Annotated in this window: 19 protein-coding genes and 1 pseudogene; 14 read left to right on the plus strand and 6 right to left on the minus strand. The window is 43.6% G+C overall.

Annotation, left to right across the window (positions count from 1 at the left end):
* Positions 1 to 334: 334 nt before the first annotated feature.
* Positions 335 to 1,627 carry a cytosine permease gene (codB, locus tag H6G17_RS09885; RefSeq protein WP_192156646.1) on the minus strand — a complete coding sequence of 431 codons (1,293 nt, stop codon included), beginning with the start codon at positions 1,625 to 1,627 and terminating at the stop codon, positions 335 to 337.
* 215 nt (positions 1,628 to 1,842) lie between these two features.
* Between codB and H6G17_RS34600 the strand changes: the two are divergent.
* The 7 genes and pseudogenes from H6G17_RS34600 to H6G17_RS09915 form a co-directional block, all read left to right on the plus strand.
* Positions 1,843 to 2,226 (plus strand): annotated as a pseudogene (locus H6G17_RS34600) (aconitase family protein); the annotation flags it as partial.
* Positions 2,224 to 2,613: a hypothetical protein gene (locus tag H6G17_RS34605; RefSeq protein ID WP_347276420.1), complete on the plus strand. Its 390-nt coding sequence runs from the start codon at positions 2,224 to 2,226 to the stop codon at positions 2,611 to 2,613. The pseudogene H6G17_RS34600 and the gene H6G17_RS34605, both read left to right, overlap by 3 nt.
* A gap of 144 nt (positions 2,614 to 2,757) precedes the next feature.
* Positions 2,758 to 3,126: a polyribonucleotide nucleotidyltransferase gene (locus H6G17_RS09895; RefSeq protein ID WP_242038317.1), complete on the plus strand. Its 369-nt coding sequence runs from the start codon at positions 2,758 to 2,760 to the stop codon at positions 3,124 to 3,126.
* 167 nt (positions 3,127 to 3,293) lie between these two features.
* Positions 3,294 to 3,572, plus strand: coding sequence for an acylphosphatase (locus tag H6G17_RS09900; RefSeq protein ID WP_192156648.1), 279 nt, complete (start codon positions 3,294 to 3,296; stop codon positions 3,570 to 3,572).
* Positions 3,573 to 3,793: 221 nt separating this feature from the next.
* Entirely contained in the window at positions 3,794 to 4,864 is a 1,071-nt protein-coding gene (locus tag H6G17_RS09905) for a 3-deoxy-7-phosphoheptulonate synthase (protein WP_192156650.1), read from the plus strand.
* Positions 4,865 to 5,021: 157 nt separating this feature from the next.
* Positions 5,022 to 6,464: an ATP-dependent DNA helicase RecQ gene (locus H6G17_RS09910; RefSeq protein ID WP_192156652.1), complete on the plus strand. Its 1,443-nt coding sequence runs from the start codon at positions 5,022 to 5,024 to the stop codon at positions 6,462 to 6,464.
* Positions 6,465 to 6,479: 15 nt separating this feature from the next.
* Positions 6,480 to 7,514 (plus strand): low specificity L-threonine aldolase, encoded by a 1,035-nt coding sequence (locus H6G17_RS09915; protein ID WP_192156654.1) that lies wholly within the window; start codon positions 6,480 to 6,482, stop codon positions 7,512 to 7,514.
* Positions 7,515 to 7,644: 130 nt separating this feature from the next.
* Here the strand turns inward: H6G17_RS09915 and H6G17_RS09920 are convergent, their stop codons facing one another.
* From H6G17_RS09920 to H6G17_RS09930, 3 genes are all read right to left on the minus strand, one after another.
* Entirely contained in the window at positions 7,645 to 8,046 is a 402-nt protein-coding gene (locus tag H6G17_RS09920; protein WP_015156623.1) for a fasciclin domain-containing protein, read from the minus strand.
* A 130-nt stretch (positions 8,047 to 8,176) separates the two neighbouring features.
* Positions 8,177 to 9,043, minus strand: coding sequence for a metal ABC transporter permease (locus H6G17_RS09925; RefSeq protein ID WP_192156656.1), 867 nt, complete (start codon positions 9,041 to 9,043; stop codon positions 8,177 to 8,179).
* Positions 9,043 to 9,798, minus strand: a complete 756-nt coding sequence (locus H6G17_RS09930; RefSeq protein ID WP_347276421.1) for a metal ABC transporter ATP-binding protein — start codon at positions 9,796 to 9,798, stop codon at positions 9,043 to 9,045. The genes H6G17_RS09925 and H6G17_RS09930 overlap by 1 nt, the downstream gene beginning before the upstream one ends.
* 160 nt (positions 9,799 to 9,958) lie before the next feature.
* Here H6G17_RS09930 and H6G17_RS09935 point away from each other — a divergent pair, with 160 nt between their 5' ends.
* The 3 genes from H6G17_RS09935 to ureA all read left to right on the plus strand — a co-directional run bounded on the left by H6G17_RS09935 (position 9,959) and on the right by ureA (position 12,375).
* Positions 9,959 to 11,065: a metal ABC transporter substrate-binding protein gene (locus tag H6G17_RS09935; RefSeq protein WP_192156682.1), complete on the plus strand. Its 1,107-nt coding sequence runs from the start codon at positions 9,959 to 9,961 to the stop codon at positions 11,063 to 11,065.
* Positions 11,066 to 11,068: 3 nt separating this feature from the next.
* Positions 11,069 to 11,983, plus strand: a complete 915-nt coding sequence (locus H6G17_RS09940) for an urease accessory protein UreD (RefSeq protein WP_192156660.1) — start codon at positions 11,069 to 11,071, stop codon at positions 11,981 to 11,983.
* Positions 11,984 to 12,072: 89 nt separating this feature from the next.
* On the plus strand, positions 12,073 to 12,375 hold the full coding sequence (gene ureA, locus H6G17_RS09945) for an urease subunit gamma (RefSeq protein WP_015156628.1): 303 nt from the start codon (positions 12,073 to 12,075) through the stop codon (positions 12,373 to 12,375).
* A gap of 103 nt (positions 12,376 to 12,478) precedes the next feature.
* Here the strand turns inward: ureA and H6G17_RS09950 are convergent, their stop codons facing one another.
* Positions 12,479 to 12,763: a hypothetical protein gene (locus H6G17_RS09950; protein ID WP_192156662.1), complete on the minus strand. Its 285-nt coding sequence runs from the start codon at positions 12,761 to 12,763 to the stop codon at positions 12,479 to 12,481.
* A 109-nt stretch (positions 12,764 to 12,872) separates the two neighbouring features.
* Positions 12,873 to 13,118, minus strand: a complete 246-nt coding sequence (locus H6G17_RS09955; RefSeq protein ID WP_192156664.1) for a Rho termination factor N-terminal domain-containing protein — start codon at positions 13,116 to 13,118, stop codon at positions 12,873 to 12,875.
* 233 nt (positions 13,119 to 13,351) lie between these two features.
* On the opposite strand from H6G17_RS09955, the gene H6G17_RS09960 reads away from it, so the two are divergent.
* From H6G17_RS09960 to H6G17_RS09975, 4 genes are all read left to right on the plus strand, one after another.
* The gene (locus tag H6G17_RS09960; protein WP_192156666.1) at positions 13,352 to 13,579 is read left to right on the plus strand and encodes a helix-turn-helix transcriptional regulator; all 228 of its coding nucleotides are present in this window, start codon (positions 13,352 to 13,354) and stop codon (positions 13,577 to 13,579) included.
* A gap of 225 nt (positions 13,580 to 13,804) precedes the next feature.
* Positions 13,805 to 14,428 carry a hypothetical protein gene (locus H6G17_RS09965; RefSeq protein WP_192156668.1) on the plus strand — a complete coding sequence of 208 codons (624 nt, stop codon included), beginning with the start codon at positions 13,805 to 13,807 and terminating at the stop codon, positions 14,426 to 14,428.
* Positions 14,385 to 14,702 carry a ribbon-helix-helix protein, CopG family gene (locus H6G17_RS09970; RefSeq protein ID WP_192156670.1) on the plus strand — a complete coding sequence of 106 codons (318 nt, stop codon included), beginning with the start codon at positions 14,385 to 14,387 and terminating at the stop codon, positions 14,700 to 14,702. The genes H6G17_RS09965 and H6G17_RS09970 overlap by 44 nt, the downstream gene beginning before the upstream one ends.
* Before the next feature lie 25 nt (positions 14,703 to 14,727).
* Positions 14,728 to 15,189, plus strand: a complete 462-nt coding sequence (locus H6G17_RS09975) for a hypothetical protein (RefSeq protein WP_192156672.1) — start codon at positions 14,728 to 14,730, stop codon at positions 15,187 to 15,189.
* Positions 15,190 to 15,359 lie beyond the last annotated feature (170 nt).

Here is a 15,359-nt window from a genome sequence, read left to right on the forward strand (position 1 = left end):
TAAACTAAATTTCAAATAAAAGCTAACTTGAGTAATACAGGATGTCCAAGCGAGTTTTCACCGATAACTTTATTTCAGGCTAATTTACTTTTAAAAATTCTTCCGTGGATTTACGTATAAATGAAGGAAATCAAGGATTATATATCATAGCCATTTTCAATTGAATGAGATAGGCGAGTAGGGGCGCACAGCCGTGCGCCCCTACAAATATATTGGCGATCGCCAAGAGAAACGTTATCAGAAATTGCCCTTTTAGTGGAGAATAATTAGCAATTCCAAATTGGAATAAAAAACAATGGCGAAGAATCGAAAGCTAGCCGCTAAATTTTCAAACTCATTCATTCACTCTGTTGTTTTTGGGAATTAGAAATTTACTCAAAATAAAATAGGCGATCGCAGCTGCAATAATACCGTTAATAGGCTTGACACCTGGAGAGAAGTATGCAACTGCACTTGCCAACACGTAAGCAATAATTCCCGCCCAGTTAAATGCAGGCTGTTTTTCGGTTAATGCAGGGAACTGCCCTTTATGATGCAACCAGTAATCTGCCATTATGACCCCACCAATGGGAGGAATAAACGTTCCTAGTAAAATGAGGTAGGGGACGAGTAAATTGTAAATTCCGCCCCAGGCTAACACTAAAGCAACAGTCGCACCGCCCAACACGAAAGCCGTCCGTTTGTTAGTACGGAACATATGCGCGCCTGCAACCGAGAATGCATAGATGGTGTTGTCTTGTGTCGTCCACATATTCAAGAACAACAGCACCAAACCCCAAAATAGCAATCCTTGTTGCGCCATGACTTGTACGATGTCTTCATTACCGTAAACTAGAGCACAGAATGCACCGCTAAATATGAGTAAGCCATTGGCAAAGAAAAAGGCAGTGAGGGTACTTATCCATGCCGTGCGTCCCGAATTAGCAAATCGACTCCAGTTTGTGGCTTGAGTTCCGCCTGAAATAAACGTCCCGACAATAATTGTAATGGCTTCACCGATTGGCATTGGTTCTTTAGGGGCGATCGCCTGCAACCCTGCAAACCCTCCTACTTTTGCAGATGCGATCGCCAAACTCCAAACCATTAAAATTAACATTGCTGGGACGGCAATTCGACTTAGCCAATCCATCGCCCGATAGCCAATATACGCTGTAGAACAAAAGAAATAAGTAAAAAATAGAATAATCAGCCAATTCCAGCTAGCCGGAACGCCTAAAAGCTTATTTGCTAACTCTGCCATCAGCGCCGATCCCCAAGCATACCAACCAATTTGGGTAAAACCAAGCAGAAAATCGACCCAACGAGAACCCACATTGCCAAAACTAAACTGCGACATTAAGACCGTACTCAGCCCCATCTTGGCAGAAATATAAGCTAGTAGACTCGCGTAGATGCCTAAAATTAAATTACCGACGACAATCAGCGAGACAAGATCGGGGAAAAATCGAAACGATGGACCTACCCTACCCCCAGCAAATAACGTTCCCGAGTATAAGGTAAAACCCATCAGCAAGGGAGCTAAAGACCAAATTGATTTGCGTGCTGAGGCGGGGACAGCACTGAGGGGATAATCTTCACTAACAGGCGATCGCGCTACGAATTGCTGTTCTTCTGACGTGCTACTCATACTCAGGCGAATAAAAGGTTGAAATTATTCTCAGGGCGATCGCGATCGGGCAAATGTATCGTAGTTAACACGATCTGCGCTGAATTTTGCCTTCCCAGCCTATCGAACTGTAGTGATATGACTGCATAAATTAATATCGAAACTACAACATATAGCCGACCGGAAAGAATTGAGAAATAAACCTGTCCCTACTTGACTTTTTCATAGAAGCCATTATGCCAATGAACGTCACTCAAAAGCCGATCCAGTTCCATTTAGTTGAGGGAAAAATGATTCCAGGGCAGGAGATTGGTCTGAAAATCGATCGGTTTCTGACCCAAGATGCTACGGGTACGATGGTGATGCTGGAGTTGGAAGCTTTGGGAATCGATCGCGTCAAAACAGAAATTTCTGCCCAATATGTAGACCACAATTTATTACAAACAGATTACAAAAACGCCGACGACCATTTATTTCTGCGTTCTGCCTGTCAGCGATTTGGTATTTGGTACAGTCGCCCTGGAAACGGTGTCAGTCATCCCCTCCACATGGAACGATTCGATATGCTTGGGAAAACTCCGATCGGTTCCGACAGCCACACCCCCGCCGCTGGTTCTATCGCACCCAAATATTTAGGACAAGTAGCGGTGTTAGCTAAATCCTACGCTCGAATTAGGTGGCGAAATTTAGTTAATTTCGGTATTATGCCGCTAGAATTTGTCAATCCTGATGATTACGATACTATCGATCGCGATGATGAAATTGAAATTATAGGATTGCGCGATGCCTTAACTTCTGGACAAGCAATTGTGGCTAAAAATAAGACAAAAAATCTTGTTTATGAAATGACTCACAGCATCAGCCCGCGTCAAATTAATATCCTTTTACACGGAGGTGTAATCAACGAATTTAGGGGAAAATTGAGCGATCGACAAGATTTAAGCGAAGACCCTAGCATTTCTGCCAAGCAAGAATCTTTGGCTGATAAACAAGATGTATTGGGGTAATTGGTAATTGGTAATTGGTAGTTGTAAGTTAACCCTTCTCCTCGTTCGATCTCATTCTATTTACCGATCGCTATTTATAACTCTCGGAGGAGATGCCAATAAAAACTTCTGTGACAGACTACAGGATAATTCAACAAAAAAGTCTTGCCTGATAATTCGGAGGAAAGTATGGGTATAGGCGATTTTTTTAAAAACATTCCTGGTGTAGGCGATCGCAGACGAGATGACGATCGAGATTATCGAGATCGCAATGACGACGACGATCGCAGAGATCGCAATCGCGACAAAGATGACGACGACGATCGTGAGTACAAATATCGTTCGCGGGTAGAAGAAGAACGAGAATATAAAGATCGGTACGACGAAGAGGATGAAGACGACGATCGCAAATATAGACGGCGCGATCGCGACGATGACGATGACGATCGAGAGTATAGAAGTCGCAGTCGGGATGACGATGACGATCGGGAATATCGATCCCGCGATCGCAATGATGACGATGATGATGACTAAAACCGTCGTCTTGAGTTTGAGCTAGATTGCAGCACCATTTTTGCTTAGAATGAACCAAGTAAGGCTTCGTTTGGCGTTAGCTTCCCAGTTAGCGCCATTTTTGTTGAGATTGTTTGCTTTCGGAAAAAACTATTTTGTTGTATTAAAAAATACATTTGCGATTACCCATGCAAGATCGACTTCGCGCCCATGTATTCGTTTCTGGTAGAGTCCAAGGAGTAGGCTACAGAATGTCAACGGCTGAGATGGCTGCTGAGATGGGGTTACATGGCTGGGTGCGAAACTTACCTGACGGACGAGTGGAAGCCGTATTTGAAGGAACTCAAGAATTAGTAGAAGCGGCGATCGCGTGGTGTCGCCAGGGAAACCCGCCTGCTGTTGTCAAAGACGTGGCGGTTGAGTACGAGACACCAGAAGGATTACGCAATTTTGAGATCCGGCGTTGATTTGGCAAGTAGAGGCAGCCGTGCGCTACTGTTTAGGTTTATGACAGGTATTGACAGCGATGTGGAAATCGCGATCGCTCCTGGTGTAGTCTTTTTTTAGACCATCTAGAACGCTTAGGGGAATTTTTCTGCCAAATTGTTTCGTCTGCCTCTATTTAGAAAATACTATACTGAATATTGGTTTTATCTGTAGTCGTTCTTCAAAATAGGTAATTTTTACTATGCACGATCGTATTGCCGATATCCGCATTGATAATTCACATATCTTAATTACCCCGAAAGAACTAAAAACAAAGTTACCCTTGACGGAAAAAGCAGAAAAAACTGTCCTCCGCTTTCGGAAAGAATTAGAAAATATATTAGATGGTATAGATAATAGAAAGTTTATTGTAGTTGGTCCCTGTTCTATTCACGATGTTGCAGCAGCAGAAGAGTATGCGGGGAGATTAAAAAATTTAGCAGACAAAGTTCAAGATAAATTTCTGCTGATTATGCGCGTGTATTTTGAAAAACCTCGCACGACAGTAGGATGGAAAGGATTGATCAACGACCCCGATATGGATGATTCTTTCCATATTGAAAAAGGTTTGCATTTAGCCCGGAGCTTATCATTAAAGCTAGCAGAAATGGGCATTCCTGCGGCAACAGAAGCACTCGATCCAATCGTACCGCAGTATATCAGCGAACTTATGTCTTGGGCGGCGATCGGGGCGAGAACGACTGAATCTCAGACTCACCGAGAAATTGCCAGCGGGCTATCAATGCCAGTAGGCTTTAAGAATGGGACTGATGGTGGTATTCAAGTTGCTCTCAATGCCCTCCATGCAGCGAGTACTCCACACAATTTTCTGGGGATCGATCAAAGAGGACGAGTGAGCGTTTTCAAAACGAAAGGAAATGCTTACGGACATATTATTTTACGGGGTGGTGGTGGCAAGCCTAATTACGAGATTGCCCATGTGAAGAAAGTAGAAGAAAAGTTAAAAGAGGCAGGTTTACCATCACGAATTGTCATCGATTGCAGCCACGGTAATTCTAATAAAAACTACAAATTACAAACTGTAGCTTTTAACGATGCGATCGCGCAAATTGTAGAAGGAAATACATCAATTCTAGGAATGATGTTAGAATCTCATTTGTATGAGGGTCATCAGTCAATTCCTTGCGATTTGTCAAAATTGAAATATGGTATCTCAGTGACAGATCAGTGTATCGGTTGGGAAGAAACTGAGGAAGTTATTTTGGCAGCTTATGAGAAATTGAGTAAGGAAGCGATCGCAGTAGGTGGTTGAGATCCCCCCAACCCCCCTTAAAAAGGGGGGCTAAAGATATTTCCAATATTCCTTAGAAATGTAGAGACGTTACATGTAACGTCTCTACAGTGAAATTACCGATCGCTTCCTCACCAACTAACAGTTATATTCAGAGTCAAAAAATTGCTCGATCCCAATGAATGACTCTGAATCTGGACAGCATATTCGCACCAAGTTACAGCAAATCTGGGGATATTCAGATTTTCGTCTACCCCAAAGGGAAATTATTCGTAGTATATTATCGGGGCAAGATACTTTGATAATTATGCCCACGGGTGGAGGTAAGTCGATTTGTTTTCAACTTCCAGCACTACTACAAACAGGTTTAACTATAGTCGTTTCTCCTCTAGTAGCGTTGATGGAAAATCAAGTTAAAGAATTGCGCGATCGCCATCTTCCTGCTGCTTTATTACACAGCGAACTACCAAAAGATAGCCGTTTTAAAACGCTACAACAATTAGAACGGCAACAAATAAAACTCCTTTATTTATCGCCAGAAACTTTACTCAGTAAACCTATCTGGGAAAGGCTATCTCAACCGCAATTAAAAATTGATAGTCTAATTTTAGATGAAGCTCACTGTTTATCTCAATGGGGGGATACATTTCGTCCTGCATATCGCCGTTTGGGTACAGTGCGATCGGCTTTACTTCAGTCTAAACCAATTGGAGCAAAAATTGCGATCGCGGCTTTTACTGCAACAGCAGATCCGACAACTCAGCAGACAATTCAGCAAGTCTTACAACTACAACAGCCAGCAATTTTTCGTCAAAATCCCTACCGTTCTAATCTGCATCTTCAGGTAAAAATAGTTTGGACACCTAAAGGACGGAAACACCAATTAGAGAAATTTATTCAGTCACAACAAGGAGAAGCTGGGTTAGTTTACGTACGTACCCGCCGTGATAGCGAGAGTTTAGCAGAATGGTTAATGCAACGAGGATATGTGACTGCGGCTTATCATGCAGGCTTGAGTCCAGCAGAACGTCGTAGAATTGAAGCTAGCTGGTTGAATGGAGAAATGCAATTTGTTATCTGTACCAGCGCCTTCGGAATGGGGATTAATAAACCCAACGTGAGATGGGTGATACATTTCCACTCTCCCTTATTATTATCAGAATATGTGCAGGAAGTTGGGCGTGCTGGTAGAGATGGAAAACCGAGTATTGCATTAACGTTAATTAGCGAACCTACAGGATGGTTAGATCCAGAAGATAAGCAGCGTCAGCAGTTTTTTGAAAATAAAATGCGATCGCAATATTTATCAGCACAACAATTAGCAAAAAAACTTCCAGTGAAGGGAGAAGTAGAGGCTGTAGCACGCAAATTTTCTGATGGTGCGATTGCGTTATCTCTCCTCCACAGTGCAAATTTGTTAGACTGGCAAGATCCATTTCATTACACGATCCGTCAACCAATTAAACTACAACCACCTAAACAATTTCTCACAGTACAGCAGATGACTCAGTATCTTACAACGAAACAGTGTCGCTGGCAGTATTTGTTAAAATGTTTTGGGTTCAGTCAAGAATTACCATCTTCAGGTTGCGGACATTGCGATCGATGTAAAAAACATTAATTATGTAAATAGATTATGGTAAACAATCCAGAACAATTTGCCAGCGATAACTATTCTGGAATTTGTCCAGAGGCTTTAGAATATATGCTGAAAGCGAATGCAGGTAGTTCGCCTGCATATGGTAACGATGAATGGACGCAAAAAGCTTCCGATTATTTTCGGCAAATTTTTGAAACTGACTGCGAAGTATTTTTTGTTTTTAACGGTACAGCCGCTAATTCACTCTCTCTAGCCGCACTCTGCCAATCTTATCATAGTGTTATTTGTCACGAAGTCGCACATATTGAAACTGATGAATGCGGTGCGCCAGAATTTGCTTCCAATGGTTCCAAATTACTCCTAGCTAGAGGCGAAATGGGTAAGCTAAACCCAGCATCAGTAGAAGCAATTGTGAGTAAGCGTGCGGATATCCACTTTCCTAAACCTAAAGTTATCAGCTTGACGCAAGCCACAGAATTAGGAACTTTATACTCTATTGACGAACTTTTAGCAATTCAAGAAATTGCCCAAAAATATGATTTAAAAATCCACATGGATGGCGCACGCTTTGCTAATGCTGTCGTCACAATGAATAAAACTCTAGCAGAAATTACCTGGAAAAGTGGAGTTGATGTCTTGTGTTTTTGCGGTACTAAAAATGGTACGGCAATGGGTGAAGCAATTATCTTTTTTAATAGAAGCTTAGCAGAAGACTTTGCCTATCGCTGCAAGCAAGCGGGACAATTAGCATCGAAAATGCGATTTATTTCCGCACCTTGGCTGGGTTTGTTAGAAACAGGTGCTTGGTTAAGAAATGCGCGTCACGCTAATGAATGTGCGGAATATTTAGAAAATCAACTTTTAAATATTGATGGTGTAGAAATTCTATTTCCCAGGCAAGTCAATGGTGTGTTCGTGCAGTTATCAGAACATACTATTAATCAATTACGTGCCAAGAACTGGCAGTTTTACACTTTTATCGGCGCTGGTGGTGTAAGATTTATGTGTTCTTGGGGAACGACTAAAGAAAGAATTGATGAGTTAGTTGCAGATATTAAAGCTTCGCTTTGAAAAGGCAAAAGTCAAAAGTCAAAAGTCAAAACTGAGGAGATAGGAGACAGGAGAAGATTAAATATAAATTCTTCTCACTCACCACGCACCACTCATAACAACTGACTAATGACCAATGACCAATGACTAATTACCCCATTAAAATCACGCGGTTAATTACGTGAATTACACCATTATCAGCTTCAATATCTGGTGCTAATACTGTGGCATTTTTGACTTCAAAGCCATCAGTACAATTAATCGGAATTGGCGAACCTTCCACCGAAATGACAGAATCGACTTTTGCTAAGTCAGCTTGCATCAACTTACCAGAAACAACATGGAAAGTTAAAATTCTTGCTAATTGAGGAATGTTTTGTAGTAAGGTTTGGATAGTTCCAGGTGGTAGTTGAGCGAATGCTTCGTCGTTGGGTGCAAACACCGTGAATGGACCAGGACTTTTGAGAGTGTCTACTAATCCTGCTGCTTGTACTGCCGCTACTAAAGTATTGAAAGAACCCGCACCAACAGCAATATCGACAATGTCAGCCATGTATCTTACCTAGAGTATAAAAAAATGCTCGTATAGCAATTACCAATTACGAACATATCATAGGTAGGGACGCATAACCGTCCGCTCCTATAAGATATATATTATTCAAATGATAGAATCGACTCTACTATTATTCATTACTCAACTGCTTGGTTTTCACTTGTCGCCAACGCATAAAAACCCCATAATTGGGACTGAATAAAAAAGCTAAGGCAAATAATCCCGAAACAACTAAGACGATCGCGGGACCGGATGGTAAGTTAAAAAAGTAACTGAGATACATGCCGCTAATACTAGAAACAATCCCAATCGCCGCACCTACAATCATCACTTGATGCAAGCGTGTTACGAGTAAATAGGCAGTTGCGCCAGGTGTAATGAGGAGGGATAATACTAAAATCACGCCTACTGCTTTCATGCTGGCGACAATTGTTAAAGCAATTAACAACATTAAACCAAAATTCAGCTGATTTACTGGTAAGCCAGCAGCTTGAGCGCCTAGCGGATCGAAAGTGTAAAATAGGAGTTCTTTGTATAAGAGGAAAACAACAATTAATACTACAGTGGCAATAATTGCCGTGTCGCGGACATCATCAAAAGTCACGCCGAGAATGTTGCCAAATAAAAAGTGATTGAGATCGATTTTATTCTGCTTCTGAATTGTCGTAATTAAAGTAATTCCTAGTGCAAAAAAAGCTGAAAAAACGATACCCATCGCTGCATCTTCTTTGATCGGCGATCGCGTGCGTATCCAAGCGATTAGCAGCGTACTAATTACCCCAGCAATAAATGCACCAACAAAAATATTTGCCCCAACTAAAAAGGCGATCGCGAGTCCTGGTAGAACAGAGTGACTGATGGCATCGCCCAACAAGGCTAAGCGTTGTACCATCAAGTAACTGCCGACGACAGCGCATAACAAACCGACAAGAATCGCGACGACAAGCGATCGCTGCATGAATCCATACTGCAACGGCTCAATCAGTGCCTCAAGCATCAAGCAGCAGCTCCACTAAAATACATCACCTTACCACTGTAGGCGCGATAAAGATTATCTTCAGTTAACACTGAAACGCGATCGCCTGTAGCAATTATCTCGCGATTGAGCAAAATCAAATCGTCAAAGTGCTGAATCGATTCTCCCAAGTCGTGATTCACAACTAATACGATTTTTCCAGCTTGGGCTAATTCGTGAAAAACATCAAAAATTACAGTTTGGGTTTTTTGGTCGATTCCTACCAATGGTTCGTCAAAGCAAAATATTTCTGCTTCTTGAGTCAAAGCGCGTGCCAAAAATACTCGTTGCTGTTGTCCTCCCGATAGCTGTCCGATGGGACGATTTTTATATGCGTCCATTCCTACCCGTTCTAATGCAGATTGGGCGACTTTACGACTGACAGTAGAGAAACGCTGAAATAAACCCGTTTTCTTGACTCTGCCCATCATCACCACATCCCACACCGTAGCAGGATAAGTCCAGTCGATTTGCGATCGTTGGGGAACGTATGCAACTTTTTCCAACTGCTGCACCAATGGTTTGCCCTGGTAAAGCACGTTACCGCTGGACAGAGGAACCAGTCCCAACATTGCTTTAATCAGAGTACTTTTACCCGCACCATTGGGACCAAAAACTCCGGTCAGCCTTCCAGGTCGCACCGTGCAGTTAATATCGCGTAGTGCTTCCTGCGTGCGGTACTGCACCCCTAAATGGCTGATATTAATATTTGCGGCGCTGGCGATATTTAGATCCATTTTCTGTACGTTCGCAGCAGTTGACACAAACCCATGAGTATTTATTCTGGGCTGGAGCCTCAAATTAAAAGTTTTCATAACACTAACTTTTTTTGTCTACTTTGAGCATACTGTAAAAATGAAAAGAATATGAAAACATCTATAAAAGGAAATAATGTTGATGATAAGCGGGAATGATGATAGAGCAGGGAGCAGGGAGCAGGGAGCAGGGGAGCAGGGGAGCAGGTGGGTAGGTGGGCTTCAGGTGCAACAACCACTAACCACCAACCACCAACCACCAGCAGTCAAGAATCTTCAATTCCGAATTCCGAATTCCGAATTCCGAATTCTTATTTGCCTCTTGCCTCTTGCCCTTCTATCTAGTTGTAGCCAACCAGATACAAGCCGCACCTCTCCGGGGACAGAAAAGCCGCAAGTCGTGGCGACTAGCACCATCATCAATGATTTAGCAGAACGGGTAGCAGGAGAAGAAATTCAACTGCGGGGAATTTTGAAGCCGGGGGACGATCCCCACGTTTACGAACCAGTACCAGCCGATAGTCAGGCGTTGGAAGATGCAGACTTGATTTTGTATAACGGCTACAACTTAGAACCAGGACTGATTAAGCTGATGAATGCGGCAGGATTGCAAGGGCGTAAATTGGCTGTAGGGGAAGTTGTGAAACCTTTACAGCTAGATAAAGGCAAAGGGGAAGTCGTCCCCGATCCTCACGTTTGGGGCGATGTGGAAAACTCAATTCAAATGGTGAACCGGATTCGCGATGCTTTGATTGAATTGTCACCAGAAGATAAAGAGAAATTTACTCAAAATGCCGCACAACTGATCGCCCAGTTGCAGAAATTAGATATATGGATGACGCAGCAAATTCAAACCATCCCCGCAGAACGACGAAAATTAGTTACGACGCACGATGCATTTCAATACTTCGGTCGCGCCTATGGAATGGCGATCGCCGGGACTCTAATTGGGATCAGTACGGAAGAACAACCCAGCGCCCAAACTATCCAAAAATTAGTCGAAGCTGTGAAAAGAGCTGGAGTTCCCGCTATCTTTGCCGAAACTACAATTAATCCTGCTTTAATTACTACTGTTGCTCAGGAGGCGGGAGTCAAGTTAGCACCGCGCCAACTCTATTCTGACTCGATCGGCGCTACTGGTAGTAATGGAGACTCGTATATCAAAATGATGGTAGCCAATACGCAGACGATTGTAGAAGCATTGGGAGGAAAATACGAGCCATTTGAGTCAGCAACCAGTGACCAGTGACCAGTGACCAACTACAATAATTCCGTGCATCAAAAAACTACTATTCCTTCTACCTGGCATGGCAATTTAGATATCGTGTATGCTCTGCGCAACGGTAAGACACAACCAATAAGAGATCGCGTTCAAGCACCGTTAAAAGTGCAGCGTCCGTTTTACCCAGAAGGAGACATATGCCATACTGCTATCTTGCACACGGCTGGGGGAATTGTGGGGGGCGATCGCCTTTCTATTAACCTGCAACTCCAACCGCGATCGCAAGCTTTAGTCACGACAACAGCTGCGAGTAAAATTTATCGCAGCAACGGCTTACCAGCCAGACAAATAGTCGAGATTCAGATTGATGCGGGTGCTTGCTTGGAGTGGTTGCCTCAAGAAACAATTGTCTTTAACGGCGCAAATTATCGTCAAGACTTGCGCGTAGAATTAGCTCCAGGTGCTAGCTGGTTGGGTTGGGAAATTACCAGATTTGGACGCAGCGCTAGAGGAGAAAGATTTTTACAAGGAGAGTGGCGATCGCATACTGAAATATGGCAACAAGGACAACCTTTATGGATCGATCGGCAATGGTTGCCAGGAGAAGAAGCAATTCTCAACAGTCCCCACGGTTTAGCCGGACATTCCATTGTCGCCACTCTTGCTTGGGTTGGACAACCCGTCTCGCCGGAATTAGTAGCGCAAGTGAGAGAATTATGGGGACAAGGGGGACAAGGTGACAACTACCAATTACCAATTACCAATTACCAATTACCAATTACCAACCACGGAGTCACTCGCCTCCCGTATGGATTGTTGTGTCGCTACCGTGGCTCTAGTTCGATTGAGGTGCGAAACTGGTTTACGTCTGTGTGGCAATTATTGCGCTTATCATTATTAGACAGATCTAGCTGTTTACCTAGAGTTTGGCAAATAGGGCAGTGAGTTGTGAGTCGTGAGTGACAAATGACTAATGACCAATGACAGCCATAACGCCAGATCTGATAAATCACATGGAGTAGAAAAGAACATCAATGCAACTTACGCCGCAGGAAAAGGATAAACTACTCATCTTCACCGCTGCTTTGGTAGCAGAACGCCGTAAAACTAGAGGACTAAAACTTAACTATCCAGAAGCAGTGGCGTATATTTCTGCCGCTATTCTGGAAGGGGCGCGAGAAGGGCGTACTGTCGCCGAGTTGATGAGTTTTGGCGCAACTCTCCTGATGCGAGATGAAGTCATGGAGGGAGTACCGGAGATGTTGCATGAAGTCCAGATAGAGGCAACATTCCCTGATGGAACGAAATTAGTTACCGTCCACAACCCGATTCGTTAGTTAGAAATGGGAATTTTCACACAACAAGAGTTTTTACCTGAAATTGAGTATGTCGTGAGTACGAGGAGATACAACAGAATGACATAAAACTTAAAGTACCACTCTAACCCCGTAAGCGATTCAACTGGGTAGCTACATCCATCACAGCAGTACCCCAAGCAAGGTCTTCCTGGCTTAGTAGATAAGCAGCAGCGCCGTGCAACTCGATACCTCTCAGCATTCCCCAGCGTTGTATCGACTCATCTCCAAGGCGCATAAAGAGTTTTGCATCGTGGGCGATTGCTGCATCGGTGTAGTGCTTAAGCCAGATTTTTTGTTCTCGGTTGAAGCCGTAGCCTCTGATAATTGCAGCTTGGATTTTCGGACTGAGCTTGAAATTACTGCTCATATGGTTGCCTCCTATTGAAGTCTCAATTGTCCTAGTCTTCAGCTTCTTCTTTGTCTTCTGAAGCTTCTAAATTTTTATCCACCATGCTCGATAAATCTTTTTCAAGCCTTTATACTGACAGCGCCGCGATAAGTTGACTCTTGGTCATGTCGCCGTAGCCGCGAACGTGTCTCTCTCTCGCCAACTTCTTGAGCTGCCGTATATTCTTCTTCAGCAACTCATCAACTCTGCTCCAGTAAGGGGTATTGACTGGCAATGTACAACCCCAACCAATCCAGCTCGTATCCGGCTCTATCACATCCCAGCCCTGGAGCGGTCGTACTTGATTAAGTTGAAGACCGCGACCCTGCGGCATCTCTTTTTCACTGGCAGGGCAGAATAACCAGCAATAGAAGCTAAAAACTACAACGAATAGAAATACTGCGAACATTGAATTCCTATGAGGTGGGGTGTTTATCTCTTCCTCATCCTCGTATTTCTATAGTAGTGCAATAGTTCACTAGTGTGCGATGTCGAAATAATACTTTACAACATTTGCACTACTGCTAAACTGCACTATAGTATAAGTACACTAGTGAAGATGAAAGCATGATGATAAACACTATTGCTGAATTTTGTAATAGGCGGGAGACGAACATCTTCAAGCTTGCTAACGATGCTGGTGTTTCTCCTAGTACGTTGTATCGGTTGAGGGCAAATCCTACATCGTTACCAGGTGCAGATGTCTTGGACAAAATCTTTAACCTGTATCCCGATGCCACGCCTAACGACCTAATCAGACACATCCCCGATGGTGTAGAAGGTGATGCTAGTTAATACACCCGCCTTGGTGAAAGACCTGCTGGCGCTGCTCCCTGATGTCTTGCCCAGCGTGTCTATTGACGAGTTGAAGGAGTTGCCGCGCTCCTCTGCCTGCTACCTCTGGACTGCCGATAATACGGTCTTATACGTTGGCTTAACCAGTAATATGCACTGGCGCTGGAACAACTCCAAACCACACAAACTCCCTCAGCTCCTCAAGAAAGGAGCCGAAAGAGTATCGTGGATAACTCTAAAGAAAGCACCATCGTTCGAGGACATGGAGGAGAATGCCAAAATATTAGAAGCAACGCTAATCCAGCTCTACGCGCCACCCCTCAACATCGAGTACAATCCCAAATTCAAGTTCAGATGGCAAGACAAGAAGAAGCCCAGCCGCAAACTGATGTGATGGAAATACCTCCACGAGTGAAAGACCTGACGGGACAGCGATTCGGTAAGTGGGTGGTGCAGGAATTCGCTGGAAGAAATAAACTAAAAAAAATTCAATGGATGTGTCTATGCGACTGCGGCAAAACAAAGGTGGTAACAGGAGATAGCTTATCCTACGGAACTACTACCTCTTGTGGCTGTAGTAGGGGCAGGAAAGGCGCTCGACAACCTTGCAAGGATAAACAGCCCAGCAAAGCAGCCGCTACACCCTCAGCAATAGAGCAGCAGGGCTATGCATGGAGGACAGAGAACGCAGCCTCGCCCTTGAATAACAAGAAGTTGGAGCAGCATCCCAATGGGCTGTGGAAATATCCAGGGTCTTACGTATCTCATTTCGTACCCCTACCACCTCACCTCGTCCCTCCATCTTTTGAACCGAACTATAAACGCATACATCGCGGCTTATGCAGGTGATTGGCAGTCATGGTTTAGAGATACATTCAACAATAGCACTGACTCTGTTGAACGCTGGCTTAACAAGTTTGTGAGTGATGATGTCAAGCAGATTCGTGCTGCTAAGCCAAATACTGATGCAGCCGAACGTATGCGTCGTATGCTCCAGCGCAACATCTCATTTCCATTAGAGATAGTGGAGAAGCTAGAAGAGCTAGCAGCAGAGCATGAGACAACACTATCAGACATCATTCGCCAAGCAGTCAACGAATACCTATTCAACCACAATCGCTAGACACATAACGTTAGGAGATAAAATCATGACACTCGCACCTATCAACTTCGACGACCATCACAATAGAATCAGCCGCAAGCTAGAAGAAATGAATGCATTGCTAGCTGACCTCAACGCCAAGCAGCAAGAGTTAGAGAGAGATACTCAGACTGCACTAGACTTCAGCAGACAACGCTCTACTAATAACCTAAACCAATTCTTCGCATCATTCAGGAAATATCAACTCACTGCTGGTAAGAATAGAGGCTATCATGCACCAACCAGAGAATTAATTGGAATCTATATGCTGGGTACAATTGGAGTGGACTACAAAACTATCGCACGTGAACTCAACAAACTAAACGGTAATGTTAAGCAAAACCTTGAGATTATGCGCGATGAGTTTGGTTGGACAGAAGAAGTAAATGGGATGTGGTACTTGACTGAATCAGGAAGAGAACGTGCTAAAGGGTGGAAAGAGGACAGAGATGGACAGCAAACAGCCTGAGATAATCTATTCGATGTCTAAGAGTTGGGAAGATAGGCTTAAACCTATTGAGAGTGATATGACTGGTCTTACTAACCAGAGCATAGAATGGTGAACAGTTTTAGGCAGCGGAGTAAGCAACATGTTTCTCACGAAAAAAGTTTTGTACAACGTGTGGTTGACGTTGTGTA

The sequence above is a fragment of the Chroococcidiopsis sp. [FACHB-1243] genome (genome assembly GCF_014696895.1).
Taxonomy (GTDB): domain Bacteria; phylum Cyanobacteriota; class Cyanobacteriia; order Cyanobacteriales; family Chroococcidiopsidaceae; genus Chroococcidiopsis.

Bases quoted from the DNA above. Each gene is read 5' to 3' on its own strand.
- codB (WP_192156646.1), bottom strand. From the start codon at position 1,627: ATGAGTAGCACGTCAGAAGAACAGCAATTCGTAGCGCGATCGCCTGTT.
- H6G17_RS09900 (WP_192156648.1), top strand. From the start codon at position 3,294: ATGCAAGATCGACTTCGCGCCCATGTATTCGTTTCTGGTAGAGTCCAA.
- H6G17_RS09905 (WP_192156650.1), top strand. From the start codon at position 3,794: ATGCACGATCGTATTGCCGATATCCGCATTGATAATTCACATATCTTA.
- H6G17_RS09910 (WP_192156652.1), top strand. From the start codon at position 5,022: ATGAATGACTCTGAATCTGGACAGCATATTCGCACCAAGTTACAGCAA.
- H6G17_RS09915 (WP_192156654.1), top strand. From the start codon at position 6,480: ATGGTAAACAATCCAGAACAATTTGCCAGCGATAACTATTCTGGAATT.
- H6G17_RS09920 (WP_015156623.1), bottom strand. From the start codon at position 8,046: ATGGCTGACATTGTCGATATTGCTGTTGGTGCGGGTTCTTTCAATACT.
- H6G17_RS09925 (WP_192156656.1), bottom strand. From the start codon at position 9,043: ATGCTTGAGGCACTGATTGAGCCGTTGCAGTATGGATTCATGCAGCGA.
- H6G17_RS09930 (WP_347276421.1), bottom strand. From the start codon at position 9,798: ATGGATCTAAATATCGCCAGCGCCGCAAATATTAATATCAGCCATTTA.
- H6G17_RS09935 (WP_192156682.1), top strand. From the start codon at position 9,959: ATGATAAGCGGGAATGATGATAGAGCAGGGAGCAGGGAGCAGGGAGCA.
- ureA (WP_015156628.1), top strand. From the start codon at position 12,073: ATGCAACTTACGCCGCAGGAAAAGGATAAACTACTCATCTTCACCGCT.
- H6G17_RS09950 (WP_192156662.1), bottom strand. From the start codon at position 12,763: ATGAGCAGTAATTTCAAGCTCAGTCCGAAAATCCAAGCTGCAATTATC.
- H6G17_RS09955 (WP_192156664.1), bottom strand. From the start codon at position 13,118: ATGCCGCAGGGTCGCGGTCTTCAACTTAATCAAGTACGACCGCTCCAG.
- H6G17_RS09960 (WP_192156666.1), top strand. From the start codon at position 13,352: ATGATGATAAACACTATTGCTGAATTTTGTAATAGGCGGGAGACGAAC.
- H6G17_RS09975 (WP_192156672.1), top strand. From the start codon at position 14,728: ATGACACTCGCACCTATCAACTTCGACGACCATCACAATAGAATCAGC.